Below are 19,319 nucleotides of genomic sequence, written 5' to 3' on the forward strand. Positions count from 1 at the left end.
GATCCCCCTCAGCAGCAGCTATCACCAAGTTTGTCGAGGAAGACGACGCAACGCTCGAGCTCGTCGGTAGCGATCGATTCATCCGGTTGATGCGCGTCGGCGATGTCGCCCGGGCCGATAACCACCGAAGGGATGCCGGCATTCTGGAAGATGCCGGCCTCGGTTCCGTAGGGCACGTAGTGCGGCTCCGTGCGGCCGAGAAGCGCGAGCAACTCTGCTTCAAGCGCGGCATCACCGGTTGGCTTTAGCCCCGGTATGCGCGCCTGCACTTCGAAACTGATGCCGCATGCCGGATCGATGGCTTTCATCGCCGGTTCAAGCGATGCGGCGAAACGCTTCATCCGCTCCAGAACGGCCATGTCGCTTTCGCCGGGGATGATGCGCATCTCCCAGAAGAAGTCGCAATTTTCGGAGACGATGTTGCCGTGCAGGCCGCCCTTGATGACATTCACCTGGGTGGTGGAATAGGGCGGATCAAAGCCCTCGAACTGCGGGCCGTTGCGCATATCCTCGCGGATACGATTGATCTCCAAAATCACTTCGGCCGCGATCATGACCGCGTTGACGTACCGATCGGGCTGCGATGAATGGCCGGGCTTGCCCTTGACGCGCGTCCAGCCGATCAGCCCGCCCTTGTGTGCGGATATTAGGCCCATGTTCGTGGGTTCGCCGATCACCGCCAGCCTTGGCTTCAATCCGCTGGCTCCGATCCACTCCGCCATCGATCCGACGCCGGTGCAGCCGACTTCCTCGTCATAGGAGAAGGCGAGATGAATCGGCTTCTTAAGCGGCTTGGCGATAAGGCCCGGCAGTGCCTCGAGACAGCAGGCGAGAAAGCCCTTCATGTCCGTCGCGCCGCGACCGATTACGCGGTCGGCTTTCTTTCGCAAGGTCCAGGGATCGGCGCTCCAGGCTTGGCCCTCTACCGGCACCACGTCCGTGTGACCGCTGAAGATAATGCCACCCGGTTCCTCCGGCCCGATGCTGACCAGAAGATTGGCTTTGTCGCCTTCCGGACTGGCAAATCGGCGGACGCGCCCACCGAAAGGAGCAGTCTGCGTCTCGATATAGTCGAGCAGGGCTAGATTGGAGGCCGCGCTGACGGTCGGGAAGGACACCAGTTTCGCAAGTTGGCCGGTAATATCAGCAGCAAGAGTCATCATTTCACCGTGAAATAGCGCAGCGGATAGGCAAGGTCGGCGGGCTGCACGACAGCGATGTTGTTCTTCACGCCCCAGAGAATGTTCAGCTGGTGGAGCGGAATGAACGCCACGTCGTCCTTGATGATTTTGAAAGCCTGCTGGATGAGACCCTTGCGTTTTTCCTGATCCTTCTCCCTGGCAATCTCGCCGATCAGGCGATCCACATCGGGATTGGAGTAGCCGCCGATATTGAAGGCACCACGTCCGCTTTTCGGGTCGCGCGTGGCCGCGATCGAGGTCAGGAAGAGTTGCGCGTCATAGGTCGCTGGCGAATAGCCGAGCAACGCCAGGCTGGTATTGTATTCCGGCGGATTGATCTGTGTCGCCCAACGACTGGTGGCCTGCGCACGGGGCTCGACCTTGATGCCGATCTTCGCTAGTGAGCCGGCAATGGCAATGCAAGTGGCTTCGTCGTTCATGAAGCGATCGTTGGTGCAGTCGAGCGTTACAGAGAAGCCTTTGTCATAGCCGGCTTCCTTCATGAGCCCCTTGGCCTTGTCGAGATCCGGTTTCACCGGCTCCCCGATTGCCGGATCAAAGCCGTTGACCTCGCGCCCGATCGGCAGGCCGACGGGTACGGAGAAATTGCGCATGATGCGCTTCTTGATCGCCTCCGTATCGATCGAAAGCTGCATCGCCTGGCGAACCCGGACATCCTGGAAAGGATTCTTGTCCTTCTGGCTGCCGAAGATCAGAGCGTTGCGCGCTACGTCTGGCTGCAGGTAGATCGTGCGCAGATCCGGCCCCGCCTGAACACGAAGGCCATCGGTCTTGCCGACCCGGTCGGCGTCCTGCGGCGGAAGGCCGTCGATCATATCGACCTCGCCGGATATCAGCGCCGAGACGCGGGTGGAGGGGTTGGGAATGACGAAGAAGGTGGCACTATCGACATTGCCGCTTCTCTTGTCCCACCAGCCAGGATTGGCCGCGAAAACGGTTTTCACACCGGGGTCGCGCGCCTTGATGACATAGGGGCCCGTGCCATTGGTGTTACGGTTGGCGAAGGTTTCCGTGGTGTTGTTGGCGCTTCCCGGCTGCACCGCGCCGTTCGCCTCGGCCCATTTCTTGTCCATGATCAGCCAGTTGACGATCTCGTTCGGCAGGATCGGATCGGCGGCGACAGTCTTCAGGCGGATCTTATGGTCGTCGATCTTTTCGATCGAGGCGATGGAGGCAAGGTTGGCCTTGACGCCGCCGGCCTTGGCGCGCGTGAGCGAGAAGACCACGTCATCGGCGCCAAAATCATCGCCATTGGAAAATTTCACGCCCTGCCGAAGTGTGAACTCCCAGGTCGTGTCATCAACCTGCGACCAAGCCGTTGCAAGAGCCGGTTGCAGCGAAAGATCGGGGCCTCGGCGTACCAGCGGCTCGTAGACGTTGCTGAGCACCGCGAAAATCAGTGTGTTGGAGACCGCGTGAGGATCGAGCGTATAGGCATCGAGAGGGCCGGCAAACTTGAAATCCGCCGCCTGTGCGGCACTCGCGACAGAGATAAAGGCGGCGCTGGCAATAAACAATTTTCTTCTGAATGCACGAAACGACAGGGACATCTAAGCCTCCAGGAATCTGCCTCGGGAAGTGGCCGCCAAGTTTCACGTGGATGGCGGAAAATACTTTAAATCTAAAATATATTTGTCCGCGGAATTCCTCGGAGTCAATTCCATGTTTTCGTTCCCGGTGATTTTTCTGAGGATTGAGCGCCCGTTCCTTGGGCGTCGATCAAAAATTAGGCACGATCATATGAGATGCAAGTGATTTTGAAAGCTGATTTTCCCGCGCGCCATGCGTTCGTTAGAGGGGCGGATGTTGCGAGCATTTGCTTTTGAAACGTTGCTATAAGGCCTGGACCATTGCGAATGGCGAAGGCTCTTGCGAGGATTGCGAATGTTGACACGCCGATCGATACTGACAGCACTCGGTGCCGCAGCCCTTTCCGGTAAGGTACTGGCTGCCCCCGCGCCCGTTCCTGCCACCGCTTCGCTCCCGCTTTGGCCCGGACCACCGCCCGGCGGCGGCGGCCCGGTCGGTCCGACCTCGGAAAATGCCTGGGGAGCGCTCACCGATATCGCGATCCCGTCCATCCACGTCTACACGCCGACGCGTCCAAACGGAGATGCCGTGCTAGTCGCGGCGGGGGGCGGCTACAAGCGGATCGAAGAGGGCCAGGAAGGACTCCCGGCGGTTTCATGGCTGAACGATCGGAGTATCACGGCCTTCGTCTTGCGCTATCGGCTTCCAGGCGAGGGATGGACCAACGGTCCTTTCGCACCGCTGCAGGACGCCCAGCGCGCCATCCGCCTCATTCGAGCCAATGCGAAGAGCTTTCGCGTCAATCCGAAAAGGCTCGGCCTTCTCGGTTTCTCGGCGGGCGGTCATCTGTTCGGCCTCGCGGCGACCTGGTCGGCTGTTGCTTCCTATCCCGCCGTCGATAAAAGTGATGCTCTTTCGGCGCGCCCGGATTTTGCGGCCTTGATCTATCCGGTGATCACGCTGGAGCCGCCCTACGATCGCACGTCGACCCGGCGCATCTTCGTCGGAGACCACCCGAGCCCCGAGATGAGTGCGATGTGGTCGGTCCAAACGCATGTTGTCCGCGATTGCCCGCCAATGTTTCTCGTTCAGGCGGAGAATGATCCGGTTTCCAATCCGGCCAACACGCTGATCATGCAGGCCGCGTGCGAACGAGCCGACGTGCCTGTCGAACTGCACCGTCTCGCAAGCGGCGGGCATGGGTTCGCCATGGGCAAGAAAGGAACGCCTTCCGGCGAATGGCCGGACTTCTTTGACACATGGCTGCGCAAGACTCTCCGAAGCTAACGGGCGAGACTATTGTCCATGCGTTGCTCCTCAGGCCGATGGATGAAGCAGGCGCGCCCGTGGACGGCTGAAGGTTTGCAGACCGTTTTTCCAGCCGGCGATCGGAAGGCGGACTTCGCGGATGGCGGAAAGCGGATCGGCGGCATCGAGTATGACGATGTCCGCCGACGCTCCCTGCTGGAGAGCATATTCGCGGCGCATGAGCCGGGCGGCATTGCCGGTGACCATATCAAATGCGGTGGCGATGTCTTCATTGCGTGAAAGCTGTGCCGCATTGGCAAAGAGATTGGCCATACGGCCGAGCGACGCATCGCCGTATGGCGTAAACGGATTGAGCACATTGTTGGTTGCGGCCGTCACCGTGACGCCATGGGCGGCGAGAAAGAGTGCGGGAGCTATTCCGCGCGGCACGAGATGATCCCGGTCCCGGCCAAGCAGAAACATGTCGGTCGCCGGAAGAACCGTCACGGCGATGCCAGCGTCGGCGAGGCGCGTGGCGACCTCGACGACCTCGTTTCTTGGCATTGCGGACAGCTTGGTGACATGGCCTATTGATACGCGCCCGCCATAGCCGTGCCGCTGTGTTTCGGCGATGACGGCCGGAATGGCCGAGTTCGCCGGATTGAGATCGAAATCCAGATGGAAATCGACATCGACGCCATGGCGCTCGGCGAGATCGAAAATCCCCCGGATATGTGCCTGCGGGTCGGGATCGGTATAAGGGCAGCCGCCGATCAGATCGGCGCCGTTGCTGAGCGCCCGATCCAGCATCGATGCCGTCTCCGGCTCGTTGGTCAGTCCTTCCTGCGCGAAAGCGCAGATCTGGATATCGATTGCCCAGCGATAATCGTGTCTGATCTGCTGGATGGCCTCGAACGACCGAAAGCCGGCGCGCGGATCGACTTCCACGAAGGTCCGCATCGCCGTCGTGCCGTTGACGATGGCGCTTTGCACGACACGCGCGGCTCGCGCATAGACATCCTCGACCGTGAAGGCGGATTTGGCCTTGGCGGTCTCGCGCACGGCCTCTTCCAGCGTGCCTTCGCAGATAAGGCAACGATCGAGAATGCATGCCTTGTCGAGGTGGATATGGCTGTCGATGAAGCCGCCGAATGCGAAGCAGCCGCACATGTCCTCGCGCGGCGCCTCGGAAACCACACCGGTTTCAAGCGCGGCGATCCTGCCATCCTTGATGCCGATGTCGAGCGACTGATCGCGGCCGGCGATACGCACGTTCGAAATCACCAGATCAAGCATTATGACACCTTTTCAATCATCTATGAGGAAGTTTGAATTCTAAAAATGAGGCATGTCACGCCCGAATGACGGCACTGTTCCTGGCGACGAGCCGGCCGGACTTATAGACCGAGCGCTCCCTGGGAATAGAGACGACCGCTTCGGGTACATGCTCCGCCTTCAATGTAACAAAATCCGCCTTCGCGCCGATCTTCAATCCATAGCCGTCGAGACGCAACGCCTTGGCGCCGCTGTCGGTAACGACGTCGAAGGCTGCCTTCAATTCATCGTCGGTATAAAAGCCCGAGCGATAGCCGATCATCATCGCGCGACCCAGCATGTCGCCATCGCCATAGGGCCACCAGGAATCCCGAATATTGTCGCTGCCGCTGAAGACCGTGACGCCCGCCGCGCGAAGCAGGGCGACCGGCGGGAAGGCATGATTGCCGGGTGCGTTGGTCATGATGGAAACGCCGCTGGCCGCGATGATCTCGGCGGCGCGCTTGGCTGCATCTACGGGGAGATCACCCAGCCCATAGGCATGGCTGATGGCGACATGTCCGTTCATGGATAGGGCGCGCGTGCGGGCGCAGATTTGTTCGATGGTGAAAAGGCCGAGTGTACCGCCGTCGTGAAGGTGGATATCGACATCGACGCCGTGCTTTTCGGCAATGCCGAAGACGACATTCAGATGCCCCTCCACATCGCGGTCGAAGCTGGCCGGGTCGAGTCCGCCGACGAGATCGGCACCCATCGATATGGCCTCGTCCATCAATTGCGGCGTACCGGCGCTTTTCAGGATGCCACTCTGCGGGAAGGCGACAAGCTGGATGTCGATATAGTCGCGATAGTCCTCGCGGACGGCGAGAATGGTTTCCAGCGATTTCAGCCCGACCGATCCGTCGACCATGACATGGCTGCGCATCTCAGTGCTGCCATTGGCGATGCAGAGATCCAGCTGATGGCGGGCGCGCGCATCCATGGGGGCAGCCTGTGCCATGTTCTGCGCCTGGAATGCGACGCGCTCATGCACATCGAAGCCGTTGGTGCAGGGCTTGTGCGGTATCCAGGCATCGCCGAAAAAGCTGGTGTCGAGATGGATATGACCTTCGACGAAGCCGGGTACAACGAGCGCGCCGCCAAGATCGACGCTTTCGGCAAGCGGGGCTTCCGCACTTGATGGCTCGATCGAGATGATACGGCCGCCGGATACGCCGATGTCCTTGAGGGAGCCATCGGCGAGCTTTGCTCGGGTGAAAAGGGTTTCAATCGGGCTCAAATCTATCTCCATGGCATGTGATGAGGAGGAAATCCCGAGACGCGAACCATTGGTCGGCCTATTGCTCGAAGGCTTCTCTCAGGCCGACGCTCTTGCGCTCGCGCAGATCGAGATCGGCTTCAATATGGGAAATATGGTGGAGCATCAGATGGCAGGCCGTCTCGATGTCCTTGCGCTCGATGGCGGCGATGACATCGCCATGCTCCGCATGACCGCAGCTCGACACGCTCGATTGGCCATAAAGCGCGATCACCAGGGATGAACGGGCGACGAGTTCTTCCATGAAGCGCTGCATGATCAGGTTGCCGGAGATCGAGGCAAGCATGAGATGAAAGTCGCCGGAGGCCTTGATCTCGGCGCGGCGCGCGGTCTGTCCACGCTCCGCCATGAGCCGGCCTTCTTCGAGCAGAAGCTGCTTCAGGTATTGAATCTGCGAGGGCGTGATCCGTTCGGCCGCTTCCTTAAGAATGCCCGGCTCCACCAGACGGCGGGCGGCGAAGATCTGCCGGGCTTCCTCGGGCGAGGGATAGGCAACGAATGCGCCGCGGTTCTTCTCGACGCTGACAAGCCCTTCATAGGACAGGGCCTGCAGGGCGGCACGCGCCAGCGTTCGGCTGACATTGAACAGATTGCCGACATCGCTCTCGGAGAGCTTCGTGCCGGGAGAAAGCCTGCGCTCGACGATCGCCTCACGAATGGCGTCGCGGATCTGCTGCGCGCCGGTTTCAGTGGAATCGCTGGTCGTCTGGAGCGCGTCGGCTGTGGAGTTCATGAGATGGGATACCTGACAATCGACGGAATGATATCCGCGTTCATCGCAAAAGTTAAACGGAATTTGTCGCAAAAGGAAAGCATAATTGTATACGATCTAGTGCACATATTGCAGACAAAAGCCTATTTCATGTGCAAACACCCGTTTGCCTTATATAAGGCAACTTGTTCAAGCGGCGCCGAAACTCCATGATTCACAAAAGGTTAGCCCCGCGCAACGGACTTGGCACGCCAGATGCATCGTCCTTCCCAAACAGAGGGAGATACGATGTCGAAAGCGGCAGAGATCGATATAGCATCCGTTTCGAAGGTCTATGGCACGACGACCGCGGTCCACGCCATAAGCCTGAAGATACCGGCCGGCTCCTATTGCTGCTTTCTAGGCCCTTCCGGCTGCGGCAAGACCTCCACGCTCCGCATGATTGCCGGGCATGAGAGCATTTCGTTGGGTGATATCCGGCTCGGGAACGTCGTCGTCACCGATTTTCCGCCGGCCAAGCGCGGCACGGCGATGATGTTCCAGTCCTACGCGCTCTTTCCGCATCTCGACCTCATCGACAACGTCGCTTTCAGCCTGAAGATGAAGGGCGTGGACAAGGACGAGCGCCGCGCCAAGGCGCTTGAGATGCTGAAGCTGATGCAGATGGAAGCCTATGCCACGCGACGTCCGGCACAGCTTTCCGGCGGCCAGCAGCAGCGTGTGGCGCTTGCCCGCGCGCTGATCACCGATCCCGAGGCGTTGCTGCTGGACGAGCCGCTGTCGGCGCTCGATCCGTTCCTGAAGATCCGCATGCGCGCGGAGCTGAAGAAGCTGCAAAAGACGCTTGGCATCACCTTCGTGCATGTCACGCACAGTCAGGAAGAAGCGATGGCGCTCGCCGATATCATGGTCATCATGAATGACGGCAAGATCGAGCAGGCGGCAGCACCACGCGAAGTTTTCGAGCGTCCGGCAACGGCCTTCGTCGCCCGCTTCATGGGAGACCACAACGTGCTCTCCGGCCGGGTGACATCCAGCGAGGACGGCGTGCTGACATTGACCGTACCGGAAGGGCAGAGTTTTTCCGTGCGCGGCACCGGCAGGGAAGTCGGTGAGGCCATTGATATCGGCATCCGCACCGATCGCGTACGCCTTGCGGCGACATCCGACAAAGGGCTCGGTTTCAACGGCATCGTTTCCAACGTCGAATATCGGGGTGCCTCGGTGAAGATCACCGTCATCGGCGCGGGCAGCGACGACTTCACGGTTATCGCAAGCGACAGCGATTACTTCGTCAAACTCGTATCAGTCGGCGATGCGGTGTCTCTGAGCTGGGCTCTGGGAGACGCCGTCCTTCTCGGCCGTGTTTCCGCATGAATCTTTAACACCACACATCAAAAAAGGGGAACTGACATGACGACTGAGAAGAAGACAACCAAGGCAGCAAAGGGCATCTCCCGCCGCTCACTGCTGAAGACCGGAGCCGCCGCCGCTGGCGCCATCGCCGGCTCCGGCCTGATCACCGGCTTTCCGACCGTCTGGGCGCAAACGAAGATCACGCTCCGCCAGTTCGGCACCGGCGTTTCGAACATCAACGCGATCGCCGAGAAGTGCAAGGCCGATCTCGGCATCACGCTGGAGATGACGGCGACCGATTCCGACGCCGCCGCCCAGCGCGCGGTCACCCAGCCGAACAGCTACGACATCGCCGACATCGAGTACTGGATCGCCAAGAAGGTGTTCCCGTCCGGCGTCCTGCAGCCGATGGACGTCAAGAAGCTGAAATATTATGACAAGATCGTGCCGCTGTTCATCAACGGCAAGCTGAAGCCGGACAGCGTTATCGCCCAGGGCACGGCGCCGCACACGGTCGGATTCGTCGAAGCACAGGGCTCGAAGAAGTTCGCCAAGGAGCCGACGCAGTGGATGACGATGGTTCCGACCATCTACAACGCCGATACGCTCGGCATTCGTCCCGACCTCACCGGCCGTCCGATCACCAGCTGGGCCGACATTCTCGATCCGGCCTTCAAGGGCAAGACCGCCATCCTCAACATCCCGTCGATCGGCATTATGGATGCCGCGATGATCATGGAAGCCACCGGCAAGATCAAATATGCCGACAAGGGCAACATGACGAAGGCGGAAATCGACAAGACGATCGACTTCCTGATCAAGACCAAGGGCGAGGGCCAGTTCCGCGCCTTCTGGAAGTCCTTCGACGAAAGCGTCAACCTGATGGCGTCTGGAGAAGTCGTCATCCAGTCGATGTGGTCGCCGGCCGTCGCTGCCGTCCGCTCGAAGGGCATCGCCTGCACCTTCCAGCCGCTGAAGGAAGGCTATCGCGCCTGGGGCGGCGGTCTCGGTCTTGCCTCGCACCTTAAGGGCGCGCAGCTCGACGCCGCCTATGAATACATCAATTGGTACACCTCCGGCTGGGTTGGCGGCTACCTCAACCGCCAGGGCTACTATTCCGCCTGCATGGATACCGCCAAGGGCTTCATGTCGGCCGACGAATGGGGCTACTGGATCGAAGGCAAGCCGGCGCAGGGCGATATCCTGTCTCCGGAAGGCAAAGTCATGGAGAAGGCCGGCGCCGTTCGCGACGGTGGCTCCTTCGAAGCCCGCATGGGTGCTGTCGCTTGCTGGAACTCGGTGATGGACGAAGACCGCTACATGGTCCGCCGCTGGAACGAGTTCATCGCTGCCTAATCGGTATCGCCTCTATCCATCAAATCCTCTCCCCGCCCAAGTGGGGGGAGGAAGCCGCTAACGGAGAAACCGGACCATGGCGACGATCGCTTCATCAGAAACGGACCAGGCAACAGCAAAATCAGGGCGTGGCTTTCGCGTGCCCCTGGGGCTCGTGTCCTATCTTCAGGCGGCACCGCTGTTTCTGATTCTTGGCTTCTTCTTCCTGCTGCCGATCGCGATGATCGGTGTCGTCAGCTTCTGGGACTATGATTTCGCGAGCCTCTATCCCGCTTTCCTGACCACGAACTATACCGACACGCTGGGTTCATGGGTTACCTGGAAAACCTATCTCAACACATTGAAATTCACCGCGATTGTCTGGTCATTAACACTGTTCATCGGCTTCTGGGTCGCCTATTTTCTTGCCTTCCACATCCGCCGCACGTCGATGCAGATGATCCTCTTTCTCGTTTGCACCGTGCCGTTCATGACGTCGAACATCATCCGCATGATCTCCTGGATTCCGGTGCTCGGACGCAACGGTCTCGTCAATTCGACGCTGATCGAGATGGGTCTCATTCCAAAGCCGATCGAATGGCTGCTCTATTCGGACTTCGCTGTCGTTCTGGCGATGGTGCATCTCTATACGCTGTTCATGGTGACGCCGATCTTTAACACGCTGATGCGCATCGACCGCTCGCTGTTTGAAGCGGCGCGCGATGCTGGCGCCAGCGGGTGGCAGGTTCTCTGGAATGTAGTGATCCCGCTTGCCAAGCCCGGCATCGCGATCGGCTCGATCTTCGTCGTCACCCTGGTCATGGCGGATTTCTCCACCGTGCAGGTCATGTCCGGCGGACAGAGCGCCTCGATCGCGCTGCTGATGAAAAACCAGATGTCGCTGTTGCAATATCCTGCGGCCGCCGCCAACGCCGTCGTGCTGCTGGTCCTCGTTCTCCTGATGGTCTCCGCTATCCTGCGGGTCGTCGATATCCGCAAGGAGCTTTGAGATGAACCACGAGAAACGCGGCCTGGAATTCTACGTCCTGGCGATCTTTTTCATTGTCTTCGTGCTGTTTCTTTATGGTCCACTTTCGGCAATCGTCATCCTTTCGTTCCAAGGGCCTGACGGTGGCCTGACCTTCCCGCTGAACGGCGTCTCAGTGCATTGGTTTGCAAACCTATTCGAGAAACAGGCGGTCGGCGATTTCGGCGCCTCGTTCCAGCGGTCCTTCATCCTTGGCCTGATGGTCATGGTTGTCACGGTCGTCGTTTCACTGCTGGCGGGCCTGGCCTTTCGCCGCCGCTTCCGCGGATCGTCGCTACTGTTCTACGCGACCGTTGCCAGCCTCGTGGTGCCGTCCATCATCATTTCGCTCGGCATCGGTGTCGTCTTCCAGCAGGGCGGCCTGCCTCCGGCCTGGTATTCCTCGGCCTTCGGCGCTCACTTGACCTGGACGTTGCCCTTCGGAGTGCTGATCATGTTCGCCGTCTTCAACCGTTTCTCGCCGGCCTATGAGGAAGCTGCGCGCGATCTGGGTGCCAGCTCATGGCAGACCTTTCGCCACGTCGTGCTACCGATGATCGCGCCGAGCCTGATCGGCGTCGGCCTGTTCGGCTTCACGCTGTCCTATGACGAGTTCGCGCGCACCTTGATGACCTCGGGCACCTACAACACGCTTCCCCTGGAAATCTATGGGATGACCACCAACGTCACCACGCCGGTGCTCTATGCGCTCGGAACGGTGACGACACTCTTCTCCTTCACCATCATTCTGGTGGCGCTCGGTATCATGACCATGCTCGGTCGCCGGCAGGCCAAGAAAAGCTGAGAACATGCGCTTATTGCTGATCAATCCAAACACCACCGCATCGATGACGGAAAAGGCGGCGGTTGCCGCACGCGCCGTCGCGGCCACTGGGACGGACATCATTGCTGCCACGTCACAGATGGGGCCGCCTTCCATCGAGGGATATTATGACGGCGCTCTTGCCGTCCCTGGCTTGCTGAGCGAACTCAAGGAACAACGTACGGCGGGCTACGATGCAGCTATCATCGCCTGTTTTGACGATACGGGACTGGAAGCGGCGCGTGCCTTTTCGGATGTGCCAGTTCTTGGGCTCTGCGAATCCGCCGTCGTGACGGCCGGCTTTCTCGCCCAGCGCTTTACGGTCGTGACGACGCTGGAGCGCTCCCGTGTGCTGATCGATAATCTTGTCCAACGCTATGGCATGGGCGGGCGGGCGAAGGTGCGGGCGTCTGATATCGCGGTGCTGGAGCTTGAGGATGCCGCATCGGGCGCCATCGGCAAGCTACGGGCGGAAATCGACCGGGCGCTCACTGAAGACGGAGCGGAGGCGATTGTACTCGGCTGTGCCGGCATGACCGATCTGGCGCGCGAGCTGCAGCAGATCTACGGCGTGCCGGTGATCGACGGCGTTGCGGCGGCGGTCAAACAGGCCGAGGCGCTGGTGTCTCTGGGCCTTACCACCAGCAAGCGCGGCTCCTACGCCGCGCCGCTGCCCAAGTCCTTTATCGGCGCGATGAGCGCTTTCTCGCCGGCTTGAACCCTATTTGACAGGGAGCACTTCACTCCTGACGACGCACCACGCCGACTTTCGCAAGCACCTCGTTGGGGATCCCATAACGCTGGATGACATCGCGGCCGTTTTTCAGGCCGCAGATTTCAAGCTGAATGAAGAAGGCCCAGACGGCGTCTGCAGCCTTGTTCACTAGGCTTTCGCGTTCTGTTGCGCTGTGACGTTCCGGGCTCCACGCCTGCAATTCCGCCAGCGCGGTTTCCACCTTCAACCCGTGGCGTCCAAGAGAACTGGCGCGCTCGGCCATCAGTTCATATTCGAGAACGTTGAAACCGCTATCGGTTGAATGAAACTGCCTGAGAGATTGCGGTGGGCGAACGCTCATCGGAATTATCCTCAGCCTTAGCGGGCCGGTGAACCAACGATCTGAAAATATCCCCAGGCAGCGGCGAACACCGCAAGCACGACAATGACGACAAGCAATTTGCGCAGCCCGGGACGCGGTGCCTTGGGCGGCGGCTTCGGCTTTCGAAACTTGATGACGTTGTCGTTCATGGGTCCTCGGCTATCGAATATGTTCCAATGCCTAATTCGCCCGAATCCCTTTGAGGATCAAGAGAGTTTCCCGGCAATTCAACGTGTATCAAACATGCCGTCGACTGGCGACTTTTGATCAGGAATCTCACGTTCGCCTCGTGTGCATGCTTTGCAACTTATTTCCTCACTTGGGCGCAGGAAGAGAAAGTCGTTTCTTATAATATAAGCAATCTATGTATTTTATAGACTATTGAAGCGGTGCTGTAGCGCCGATGCGATAATCGGATGACCCCACATGTCCTATCTCCTGAGCCTTCTCGACAAAAGCCCCATCGAAGCCGGTAAGAATGCCACGGATGCGCTGCGGGCAACCGCCAAGCTGGCCATCCGCGCCGAAGAGCTTGGCTATCACCGTTTCTGGGTGGCCGAGCATCATAATATGGCGAACCTGGCGAGTTCCGCACCCGAGGCTTTGATTGCCTATCTGCTTGCCAAGACATCGAAGATCCGCATCGGTTCCGGCGGCGTGATGCTGCAGCATTACAGCGCCTACAAGGTGGCGGAGACCTTCAATCTCCTGTCTTCGCTGGCGCCCGGCCGCGTCGATCTTGGCGTCGGCAAGGCGCCGGGCGGCTTTCCGCTATCCACACGGGCATTGCAGATAGCGGTCGACCCGGCGCGGAAGCCAAATTTTGCCGACCAGCTTGCCGACATCAACAGCTATCTTTCGACCGAACCCCAGGCGGATGCGGCCATCGCGACACCGCTCCCCTCGATTGCGCCCGATCGCTTTCTGCTGGGCGCTTCCGTGGAGAGTGCGGAGCTGGCGGCAGAGAAGGGCTGGGAGCTGGTCTTTGCCGGTCATCTGAACGGTGATCCAGAGAACCTGCGCAAGACCTTCGAGGTCTATGAGAAGGCCAGCGGTGGCAAGAGTCCGATCCTGGCACTGGCGGCCTTTGCCGCGGAGAGCGAGGAGCAGGCGCGCGAGCGTGTCGGCGATCTGCGCATCGTCAAGCTTTTCCTTCCGAACGGCCAGACCGTCAATGTCGGCAATGAGGAGCAGGCGGCCGAATTCGCCCGCCAGGCCGGCGTCAGGGACTACCGGACCGAAGAGAAGGTGCCGAGCGTGCTGCACGGCACGGCACAACAGATCCGCAAGGAACTTGACGAGCTGCATCGCCGCTACGGCGTCAAGGAATTCATTCTCGACACACCGGCACTGCCGGCCGCCGAGCGTCTCGCCTCCATCGAGCTGCTCGCCAAGGAGCGGCTATCGCTCGCCGCCTGACATTTGCTTTGAAAAGGACTGATCCCATGGCTCAGAAACACGTCACATTTGGCATCATGCTGCAAGGCCCCGGCGGCCACATGAACGCCTGGAAACATCCGAGCGGCCCGGCCGACGCCAGTGTCAACTTCGGTTTTTTCGTCGATACGGCGCGCAAGGCGGAGGAGGCGGGCATCGCTTTCGCCTTCGTTGCCGACGGGCTTTATATCAACGAGCAGTCGATCCCGCATTTCCTCAACCGTTTCGAACCGATCACGATCCTGTCGGCGCTTGCCGCCTCGACCTCGAAGATCGGGTTGGTCGGCACGCTCTCGACCTCGTACAGCGATCCCTTCACCGTCGCCCGGCAATTCGCCTCGATCGACCTGATCAGCGGCGGCAGGGCCGGCTGGAATGCGGTGACGTCGCCGCTCGAAGGGTCTGGCCGTAACTACAGCCGCGAACATCCCGAACATGAGCTGCGCTACGAGATTGCCGAGGAGTATATCGACGCGATCAAGGGGCTTTGGGACTCCTGGGATGACGATGCCTTTGTCCGCGACCGTGAGACCGGCGTCTATGCCGACAAGACCAAGATGCATCGCCTCGATCATAAGGGTCGTTTCTTCCGCATCGAGGGGCCGCTGAATATCGGCCGTTCCAAGCAGGGCCAGCCGGTCGTCTTCCAGGCGGGCGCCTCGGATTCGGGCATCCGGCTCGCCGGTAAGCATGCCGACGCCGTCTTCACCAATGGCGGGCCGATCAAGGATGCACAGGTCTTTTACCGCCAGCTCAAGGATAGTGTGATTGCACAGGGTCGCAGCGCTGCGGAAGTGGGCATCTATCCGGGCATCGGGCCGATCGTCGGCGCGACGAAGGAAGAGGCGGAAGCGAAGTATCAGGCGATCCGCAATCTCGTCACCATAGAGGAGGCGCTGCTCTATCTCGGCCGCTTCTTCGATCATCATGATTTCAGCGTCTATCCGCTGGATGAGCCGTTCCCCGACCTTGGCGATATCGGCCGCAATAATTTCCGAGCTACTACCGACCGCATCAAGAAGACCGCGCTCGAGAAGGGGCTGACACTGCGCCAGGTCGCGCTGGATTCCGCAACGCCGCGCACCGCCTTCATCGGCACGGCGGAGCATATCGCCGACGAGATCATCCGCTGGGTGGATCAGGATGCCGCTGATGGCTTCATCCTCGGCTTCCCGGTGATCGCCGAAGGCTTCGACGACTTCGCCAAGCATGTCCTGCCGATCCTCACTGAGCGCGGCTATTTCGATCCGGTGCTGAAGGGCTCGACGCTGCGGGATCATCTGGGGCTGCCCTATCGCGAAAGCCGCTATGCGGGCGCGAAAGACGAAGCAGAACAGGGAAGGGCGATCCGCGCCTGAGGCGCGGACGATCAAGCCATGAACGTCATTTCCCAGCACCATCGACCGGCGGATGACATCGAAAAGGGGATCGCCTCCTTTATCGACGAGATCATCGAGCTTCGCCATGATCTGCACCGCTATCCGGAACTTGCCTTCCAGGAACTGCGGACCAGCAAGATCGTCGCCTCTCTCCTTACCTCCTGGGGTTACGAGGTGACGACTGGTGTCGGTGGCACCGGCGTCGTCGCTACCCTTCGGGGCGGCGACGGCGAAAAACGCATCGGCATCCGGGCGGATATGGACGCCCTGCCGATAGAGGAGGCGACGGATCTTCCCTATGCCAGCGATAATCCGGGTGTCATGCATGCCTGCGGCCATGACGGGCATACATCGATCCTGCTGGCAGCGGCACGCTATCTCGGCGAGACCCGGCATTTCTCCGGCGTGCTGACGCTGATCTTCCAGCCAGCCGAGGAGATCGGCGCCGGTGCGCGCAAGATGATCGCCGACGGGCTTTTCGAACGCTTTCCGGTCGACGCCGTCTTCGGCCTGCACAATTGGCCAGGCGTGCCAACAGGCCAATTCGGTTTCGTCGCCGGCCCGGCCATGGCTTCGGTGGACCAGGCCGTGATCCGCATCGTCGGCAAGGGCGGCCATGGGGCCGAGCCGCACAAATCGGTCGATCCGATCCTGGCGTCTGCGTCCTTCATCACAGCGCTGCAGAGTGTGGTGTCGCGCAATGTCGACCCTCAGGACATGGCGGTCGCCACCGTCGGTTCGATCCATGCCGGCTCGGCATCGAACGTGATCCCGGAAAGCGTCGAGCTGAAGTTGACCATGCGCGCCTTCAACGAGACGGTCCGCCAGCAATTGCAGGAGCGTATTCCGGCTCTTGCCCGCGCCCAGGCCGAAAGCTTCGGCGCGCAGGCGGATGTGAACTACCGCCTCGGCTTTCCGGCCCTCATCAACCATCGCGACGAGACGGCTTTTGCTCGCTCGGTCGCACTGGAGGCCTTCGGTGAGGCGCAGGTCGCCGAGGATTTTCGGCCGCGCACGGCAAGCGAGGATTTCGCCTTCATGCTGCTGGAGCAACCGGGCAGCTACCTCTTCGTCGGCAATGGCGACAGCGCCCCTCTGCACAGCGCCCATTACAATTTCGACGACACGATCATCGCGCCCGCCGCCCGTTACTGGGTGCGGCTGGTCGAAACCTTTCTTTCATGATGACGATAACAGGACGGATGAGATGAGTGACAGCTTTCTCTACACGACCCCTCTCGACCCACGCGCCAAGCCGCTGATCGATGAGCTAATCCATGAATATGACAGCCGCTACGGCAATTATTTCAGTGCCGAAGGCGCGGCGGCCGAGCTTAATCGCTATCCGCCAGAGTATTTTGCGCCGCCGAATGGCAATTTCGTGCTCCTGATCCGCGACGGCGAAACCATCGGCGGCGGTGCCTTCAAGCGCTACGACGAGCGCACTGCCGAGTTCAAGCGCATCTGGACCCGTCACGATCTGCGCCGGCAGGGACTGGCGCGCAAGGTTCTGGTCGAGCTGGAATCGCAGGCGGCCCGTCAGGGCTATTCCCGCATTTATCTCACCACCGGCTTTCGCCAGCCGGAGGCCGTCGGTCTCTATCTCGGCTACGGCTACACCGCGCTTTTCGATCAGACCGTCGATCCGGAAATCCACAAGACGCTGCCCTTCGAGAAGGATGTCAGCCATCTGGCAGAACCGGAACTGCGCGTGGCCGGCGGCAACAGGTGAAAGCGGCAACAGACCGATAATCCATAAAAGGGAAATATCATGGCACTGACGACAGATTTCGCCGGGATCGATCCCGGCAGCCGGATCGCCGATCAAAAGCAGGATCATTCTCGCTACCGGATCGTGCCGGCGCGTCATCCCGCCCGGTTGGCGGGGACCATTTTTGCTGCTGTCGTCATCGCCACCGTGCTTTATTCCACCTTCACCAATCCGCGCTGGGGTTGGGACGTCTTTGCCGAATGGTTCTTCGCCGAGCCAGTTCTCGTCGGCCTCGGCAGGACGCTGCTCTTGACGGTGCTGGCCGCCATTTCCGGCTCCATACTCGGTACGGCACTGGCGCTTGCTCGCGTCTCCAAGTCGCCGCTGCTGTCGGGCCTCTCCTGGGGCTACATCTGGCTGTTGCGCTCGATCCCAATGATCGTATTGCTGTTGGTGCTGAACAATCTCGGTTATCTCTATGAGACTATCAAGATCGGCATCCCCTTCACCGATGTGGTCTTTCTCGACTATCCGACGGTGCAGTTGCTGACACCTTTCGCCGCCGCCTTCCTGGGGCTGACGCTCAATCAGTCGGCCTTCTTCGCCGAGATCGTGCGCGGCGGCATTCTCTCCGTGGATCAAGGGCAATTGGAGGCGGCCTCCGCGCTTGGCTTGTCGCGCCGCCGCCAGGCTTTCCGTATCGTCTTGCCGCAGGCCATGCGCTCGATCCTGCCGACCGGCTTCAACGAGATCATCGGATTGGCGAAGAGCACGTCAATGGTCTACGTGCTCGCCCTGCCGGAACTCTTCTACACCGTCCAGGTCATCTATCGCCGCAACCTCGAAGTCATCCCGCTGCTGATGGTCGCGACCGTCTGGTATCTGATCATCATGACGGTACTGTCGATCGCGCAATACTATATCGAACGCTATTTCTCCAAAGGCGCATTGCGCAATCCGACGCCGCTCCCGTTCCAGGCCTTCTTCACCAGCTTCCGGCGCCCGCTGCCCGCGCTTGAGGCAACGACCGATATCGCGCGCAAAACCGGCTTCAGCGATGTCGCAAGCCTCAGAGCGTCCGGCGGTGCCGTTCGAATTCACGGCATTTCTAAGAGCTTCGGCGCGCTGAAGGTGCTCGATAATGTCGAGCTAAACCTGCCGCCCGGCAGCGTCACCGCCATCCTCGGCCCCTCCGGCTCCGGCAAGTCGACGCTGTTGCGCGCTATCAACCATCTGGAGCGAGTCGACAGTGGGTTCATCTCCATCGACGGCAGCTTTATCGGCTATAGCCAAAAGGGCGACACGCTCTATGAGCTGAAGGAGAAGGACATTCTCAAAAGCCGCGCCGATATCGGCATGGTCTTCCAGAGCTTCAATCTCTTTCCCCATCTGACCGTGCTCGAAAACCTTATCGAGGCACCGATCCAGGTCCGTGGCGTCAGCCGCGAGGAAGCCGTGCAACTGGCGCAGGAACTGCTCGCCCGCGTCGGCCTCAGCGACAAGATCAACGCCTATCCGCGCCAATTGTCCGGCGGCCAGCAGCAGCGCGTCGCCATCGCCCGCGCATTGGCGCTCCGCCCCAAGGTGCTGCTCTTCGACGAGCCGACCTCGGCGCTCGATCCGGAACTGGTCGGCGAAGTGCTCGACGTCATCAAGGAGCTGGCCCGCACCGGCACGACGCTCGTCATCGTCACTCACGAGGTCGGCTTTGCCCGTGAGGTCGCCGACACGGTGGTCTTCATCGAAGGCGGCCACATTCTCGAGGTCGGCCCACCATCCAGAATCTTCAATGACGCCGAACATCCGCGCACCCGCGAGTTCCTGGCAAAAGTTCTCTAGCGAAAACCGGCCCCACTTCGCGAAAGGAAG

The 19,319-nt window shown here is 60.3% G+C and carries 18 protein-coding genes; 11 read left to right on the forward strand and 7 right to left on the reverse strand.

The window, feature by feature from the left end:
- Positions 1-8: 8 nt before the first annotated feature.
- The gene (gene argE / locus EX00_RS00810; RefSeq protein WP_052210612.1) at positions 9-1,160 is read right to left on the reverse strand and encodes an acetylornithine deacetylase; all 1,152 of its coding nucleotides are present in this window, start codon (positions 1,158-1,160) and stop codon (positions 9-11) included.
- Entirely contained in the window at positions 1,160-2,752 is a 1,593-nt protein-coding gene (locus EX00_RS00815) for an ABC transporter substrate-binding protein (RefSeq protein WP_052210613.1), read from the reverse strand. Before EX00_RS00815 ends, argE begins: the two co-directional genes overlap by 1 nt.
- Before the next feature lie 334 nt (positions 2,753-3,086).
- Between EX00_RS00815 and EX00_RS00820 the strand changes: the two genes are divergently transcribed.
- Positions 3,087-4,019, forward strand: coding sequence for an alpha/beta hydrolase (locus EX00_RS00820; protein ID WP_047453170.1), 933 nt, complete (start codon positions 3,087-3,089; stop codon positions 4,017-4,019).
- Between the two features lie 30 nt (positions 4,020-4,049).
- Here the strand turns inward: EX00_RS00820 and EX00_RS00825 are convergent, their stop codons facing one another.
- From EX00_RS00825 to EX00_RS00835, 3 genes are read right to left on the reverse strand one after another with little or no spacing between them, the layout of a single operon-like run.
- Complete coding sequence (locus tag EX00_RS00825; protein ID WP_047453172.1) at positions 4,050-5,276, reverse strand: amidohydrolase family protein; 1,227 nt, start codon at positions 5,274-5,276, stop codon at positions 4,050-4,052.
- Between the two features lie 55 nt (positions 5,277-5,331).
- A complete protein-coding gene (locus EX00_RS00830; protein ID WP_080761177.1) occupies positions 5,332-6,534 on the reverse strand; it encodes an amidohydrolase family protein in 1,203 nt (400 codons plus the stop codon).
- Positions 6,535-6,592: 58 nt separating this feature from the next.
- On the reverse strand, positions 6,593-7,306 hold the full coding sequence (locus EX00_RS00835) for a GntR family transcriptional regulator (RefSeq protein ID WP_047453175.1): 714 nt from the start codon (positions 7,304-7,306) through the stop codon (positions 6,593-6,595).
- A 267-nt stretch (positions 7,307-7,573) separates the two neighbouring features.
- On the opposite strand from EX00_RS00835, the gene EX00_RS00845 reads away from it, so the two are divergent.
- The 5 genes from EX00_RS00845 (at position 7,574) to EX00_RS00865 (ending at position 12,544) form a co-directional block, all read left to right on the forward strand.
- Entirely contained in the window at positions 7,574-8,662 is a 1,089-nt protein-coding gene (locus EX00_RS00845) for an ABC transporter ATP-binding protein (RefSeq protein ID WP_047453179.1), read from the forward strand.
- A gap of 36 nt (positions 8,663-8,698) precedes the next feature.
- A complete protein-coding gene (locus EX00_RS00850) occupies positions 8,699-9,997 on the forward strand; it encodes an ABC transporter substrate-binding protein (RefSeq protein ID WP_047453180.1) in 1,299 nt (432 codons plus the stop codon).
- 76 nt (positions 9,998-10,073) lie between these two features.
- Positions 10,074-10,985 (forward strand): ABC transporter permease, encoded by a 912-nt coding sequence (locus EX00_RS00855; RefSeq protein WP_047453182.1) that lies wholly within the window; start codon positions 10,074-10,076, stop codon positions 10,983-10,985.
- A 1-nt stretch (position 10,986) separates the two neighbouring features.
- Positions 10,987-11,808, forward strand: a complete 822-nt coding sequence (locus tag EX00_RS00860; RefSeq protein WP_047453184.1) for an ABC transporter permease — start codon at positions 10,987-10,989, stop codon at positions 11,806-11,808.
- Positions 11,809-11,812: 4 nt separating this feature from the next.
- Positions 11,813-12,544, forward strand: coding sequence for an aspartate/glutamate racemase family protein (locus EX00_RS00865; RefSeq protein ID WP_047453186.1), 732 nt, complete (start codon positions 11,813-11,815; stop codon positions 12,542-12,544).
- 22 nt (positions 12,545-12,566) lie between these two features.
- On the opposite strand, the gene EX00_RS00870 is transcribed toward EX00_RS00865, so the two are convergent.
- Together EX00_RS00870 and EX00_RS31665 are read right to left on the reverse strand one after the other, a co-directional pair.
- A complete protein-coding gene (locus tag EX00_RS00870) occupies positions 12,567-12,902 on the reverse strand; it encodes a DUF6665 family protein (protein WP_047453188.1) in 336 nt (111 codons plus the stop codon).
- 17 nt (positions 12,903-12,919) lie between these two features.
- The gene (locus EX00_RS31665) at positions 12,920-13,072 is read right to left on the reverse strand and encodes a hypothetical protein (RefSeq protein WP_202903673.1); all 153 of its coding nucleotides are present in this window, start codon (positions 13,070-13,072) and stop codon (positions 12,920-12,922) included.
- Between the two features lie 277 nt (positions 13,073-13,349).
- Here EX00_RS31665 and EX00_RS00875 point away from each other — a divergent pair, with 277 nt between their 5' ends.
- Genes EX00_RS00875 through EX00_RS32200 form a run of 5 tightly spaced genes read left to right on the forward strand, consistent with a single transcriptional unit; the run spans position 13,350 to position 19,289 of the window.
- Positions 13,350-14,342, forward strand: coding sequence for an LLM class flavin-dependent oxidoreductase (locus EX00_RS00875; RefSeq protein ID WP_047453190.1), 993 nt, complete (start codon positions 13,350-13,352; stop codon positions 14,340-14,342).
- 26 nt (positions 14,343-14,368) lie between these two features.
- Positions 14,369-15,718, forward strand: coding sequence for an LLM class flavin-dependent oxidoreductase (locus EX00_RS00880; RefSeq protein WP_047453192.1), 1,350 nt, complete (start codon positions 14,369-14,371; stop codon positions 15,716-15,718).
- A gap of 18 nt (positions 15,719-15,736) precedes the next feature.
- Positions 15,737-16,924, forward strand: coding sequence for a M20 aminoacylase family protein (locus EX00_RS00885; RefSeq protein ID WP_047453194.1), 1,188 nt, complete (start codon positions 15,737-15,739; stop codon positions 16,922-16,924).
- Between the two features lie 22 nt (positions 16,925-16,946).
- A complete protein-coding gene (locus EX00_RS00890) occupies positions 16,947-17,471 on the forward strand; it encodes a GNAT family N-acetyltransferase (protein ID WP_047453196.1) in 525 nt (174 codons plus the stop codon).
- Between the two features lie 39 nt (positions 17,472-17,510).
- The gene (locus tag EX00_RS32200; RefSeq protein WP_080761178.1) at positions 17,511-19,289 is read left to right on the forward strand and encodes an amino acid ABC transporter permease/ATP-binding protein; all 1,779 of its coding nucleotides are present in this window, start codon (positions 17,511-17,513) and stop codon (positions 19,287-19,289) included.
- The last annotated feature ends 30 nt before the right edge of the window (positions 19,290-19,319 follow it).

The sequence above is a fragment of the Martinezella rhizogenes genome, assembly GCF_000799715.1.
Taxonomy (GTDB): domain Bacteria; phylum Pseudomonadota; class Alphaproteobacteria; order Rhizobiales; family Rhizobiaceae; genus Rhizobium; species Rhizobium rhizogenes_C.

Excerpts from the sequence above, each read along its gene's own strand:
- EX00_RS00870 (WP_047453188.1), bottom strand. The coding sequence starts at position 12,902 with ATGAGCGTTCGCCCACCGCAATCTCTCAGGCAGTTTCATTCAACCGAT.
- EX00_RS00850 (WP_047453180.1), top strand. The coding sequence starts at position 8,699 with ATGACGACTGAGAAGAAGACAACCAAGGCAGCAAAGGGCATCTCCCGC.
- EX00_RS32200 (WP_080761178.1), top strand. The coding sequence starts at position 17,511 with ATGGCACTGACGACAGATTTCGCCGGGATCGATCCCGGCAGCCGGATC.
- EX00_RS00865 (WP_047453186.1), top strand. The coding sequence starts at position 11,813 with ATGCGCTTATTGCTGATCAATCCAAACACCACCGCATCGATGACGGAA.
- EX00_RS00820 (WP_047453170.1), top strand. The coding sequence starts at position 3,087 with ATGTTGACACGCCGATCGATACTGACAGCACTCGGTGCCGCAGCCCTT.
- EX00_RS31665 (WP_202903673.1), bottom strand. The coding sequence starts at position 13,072 with ATGAACGACAACGTCATCAAGTTTCGAAAGCCGAAGCCGCCGCCCAAG.
- EX00_RS00880 (WP_047453192.1), top strand. The coding sequence starts at position 14,369 with ATGGCTCAGAAACACGTCACATTTGGCATCATGCTGCAAGGCCCCGGC.
- EX00_RS00815 (WP_052210613.1), bottom strand. The coding sequence starts at position 2,752 with ATGTCCCTGTCGTTTCGTGCATTCAGAAGAAAATTGTTTATTGCCAGC.
- argE (WP_052210612.1), bottom strand. The coding sequence starts at position 1,160 with ATGACTCTTGCTGCTGATATTACCGGCCAACTTGCGAAACTGGTGTCC.
- EX00_RS00855 (WP_047453182.1), top strand. The coding sequence starts at position 10,074 with ATGGCGACGATCGCTTCATCAGAAACGGACCAGGCAACAGCAAAATCA.
- EX00_RS00835 (WP_047453175.1), bottom strand. The coding sequence starts at position 7,306 with ATGAACTCCACAGCCGACGCGCTCCAGACGACCAGCGATTCCACTGAA.
- EX00_RS00825 (WP_047453172.1), bottom strand. The coding sequence starts at position 5,276 with ATGCTTGATCTGGTGATTTCGAACGTGCGTATCGCCGGCCGCGATCAG.
- EX00_RS00875 (WP_047453190.1), top strand. The coding sequence starts at position 13,350 with ATGTCCTATCTCCTGAGCCTTCTCGACAAAAGCCCCATCGAAGCCGGT.
- EX00_RS00885 (WP_047453194.1), top strand. The coding sequence starts at position 15,737 with ATGAACGTCATTTCCCAGCACCATCGACCGGCGGATGACATCGAAAAG.
- EX00_RS00890 (WP_047453196.1), top strand. The coding sequence starts at position 16,947 with ATGAGTGACAGCTTTCTCTACACGACCCCTCTCGACCCACGCGCCAAG.
- EX00_RS00845 (WP_047453179.1), top strand. The coding sequence starts at position 7,574 with ATGTCGAAAGCGGCAGAGATCGATATAGCATCCGTTTCGAAGGTCTAT.
- EX00_RS00860 (WP_047453184.1), top strand. The coding sequence starts at position 10,987 with ATGAACCACGAGAAACGCGGCCTGGAATTCTACGTCCTGGCGATCTTT.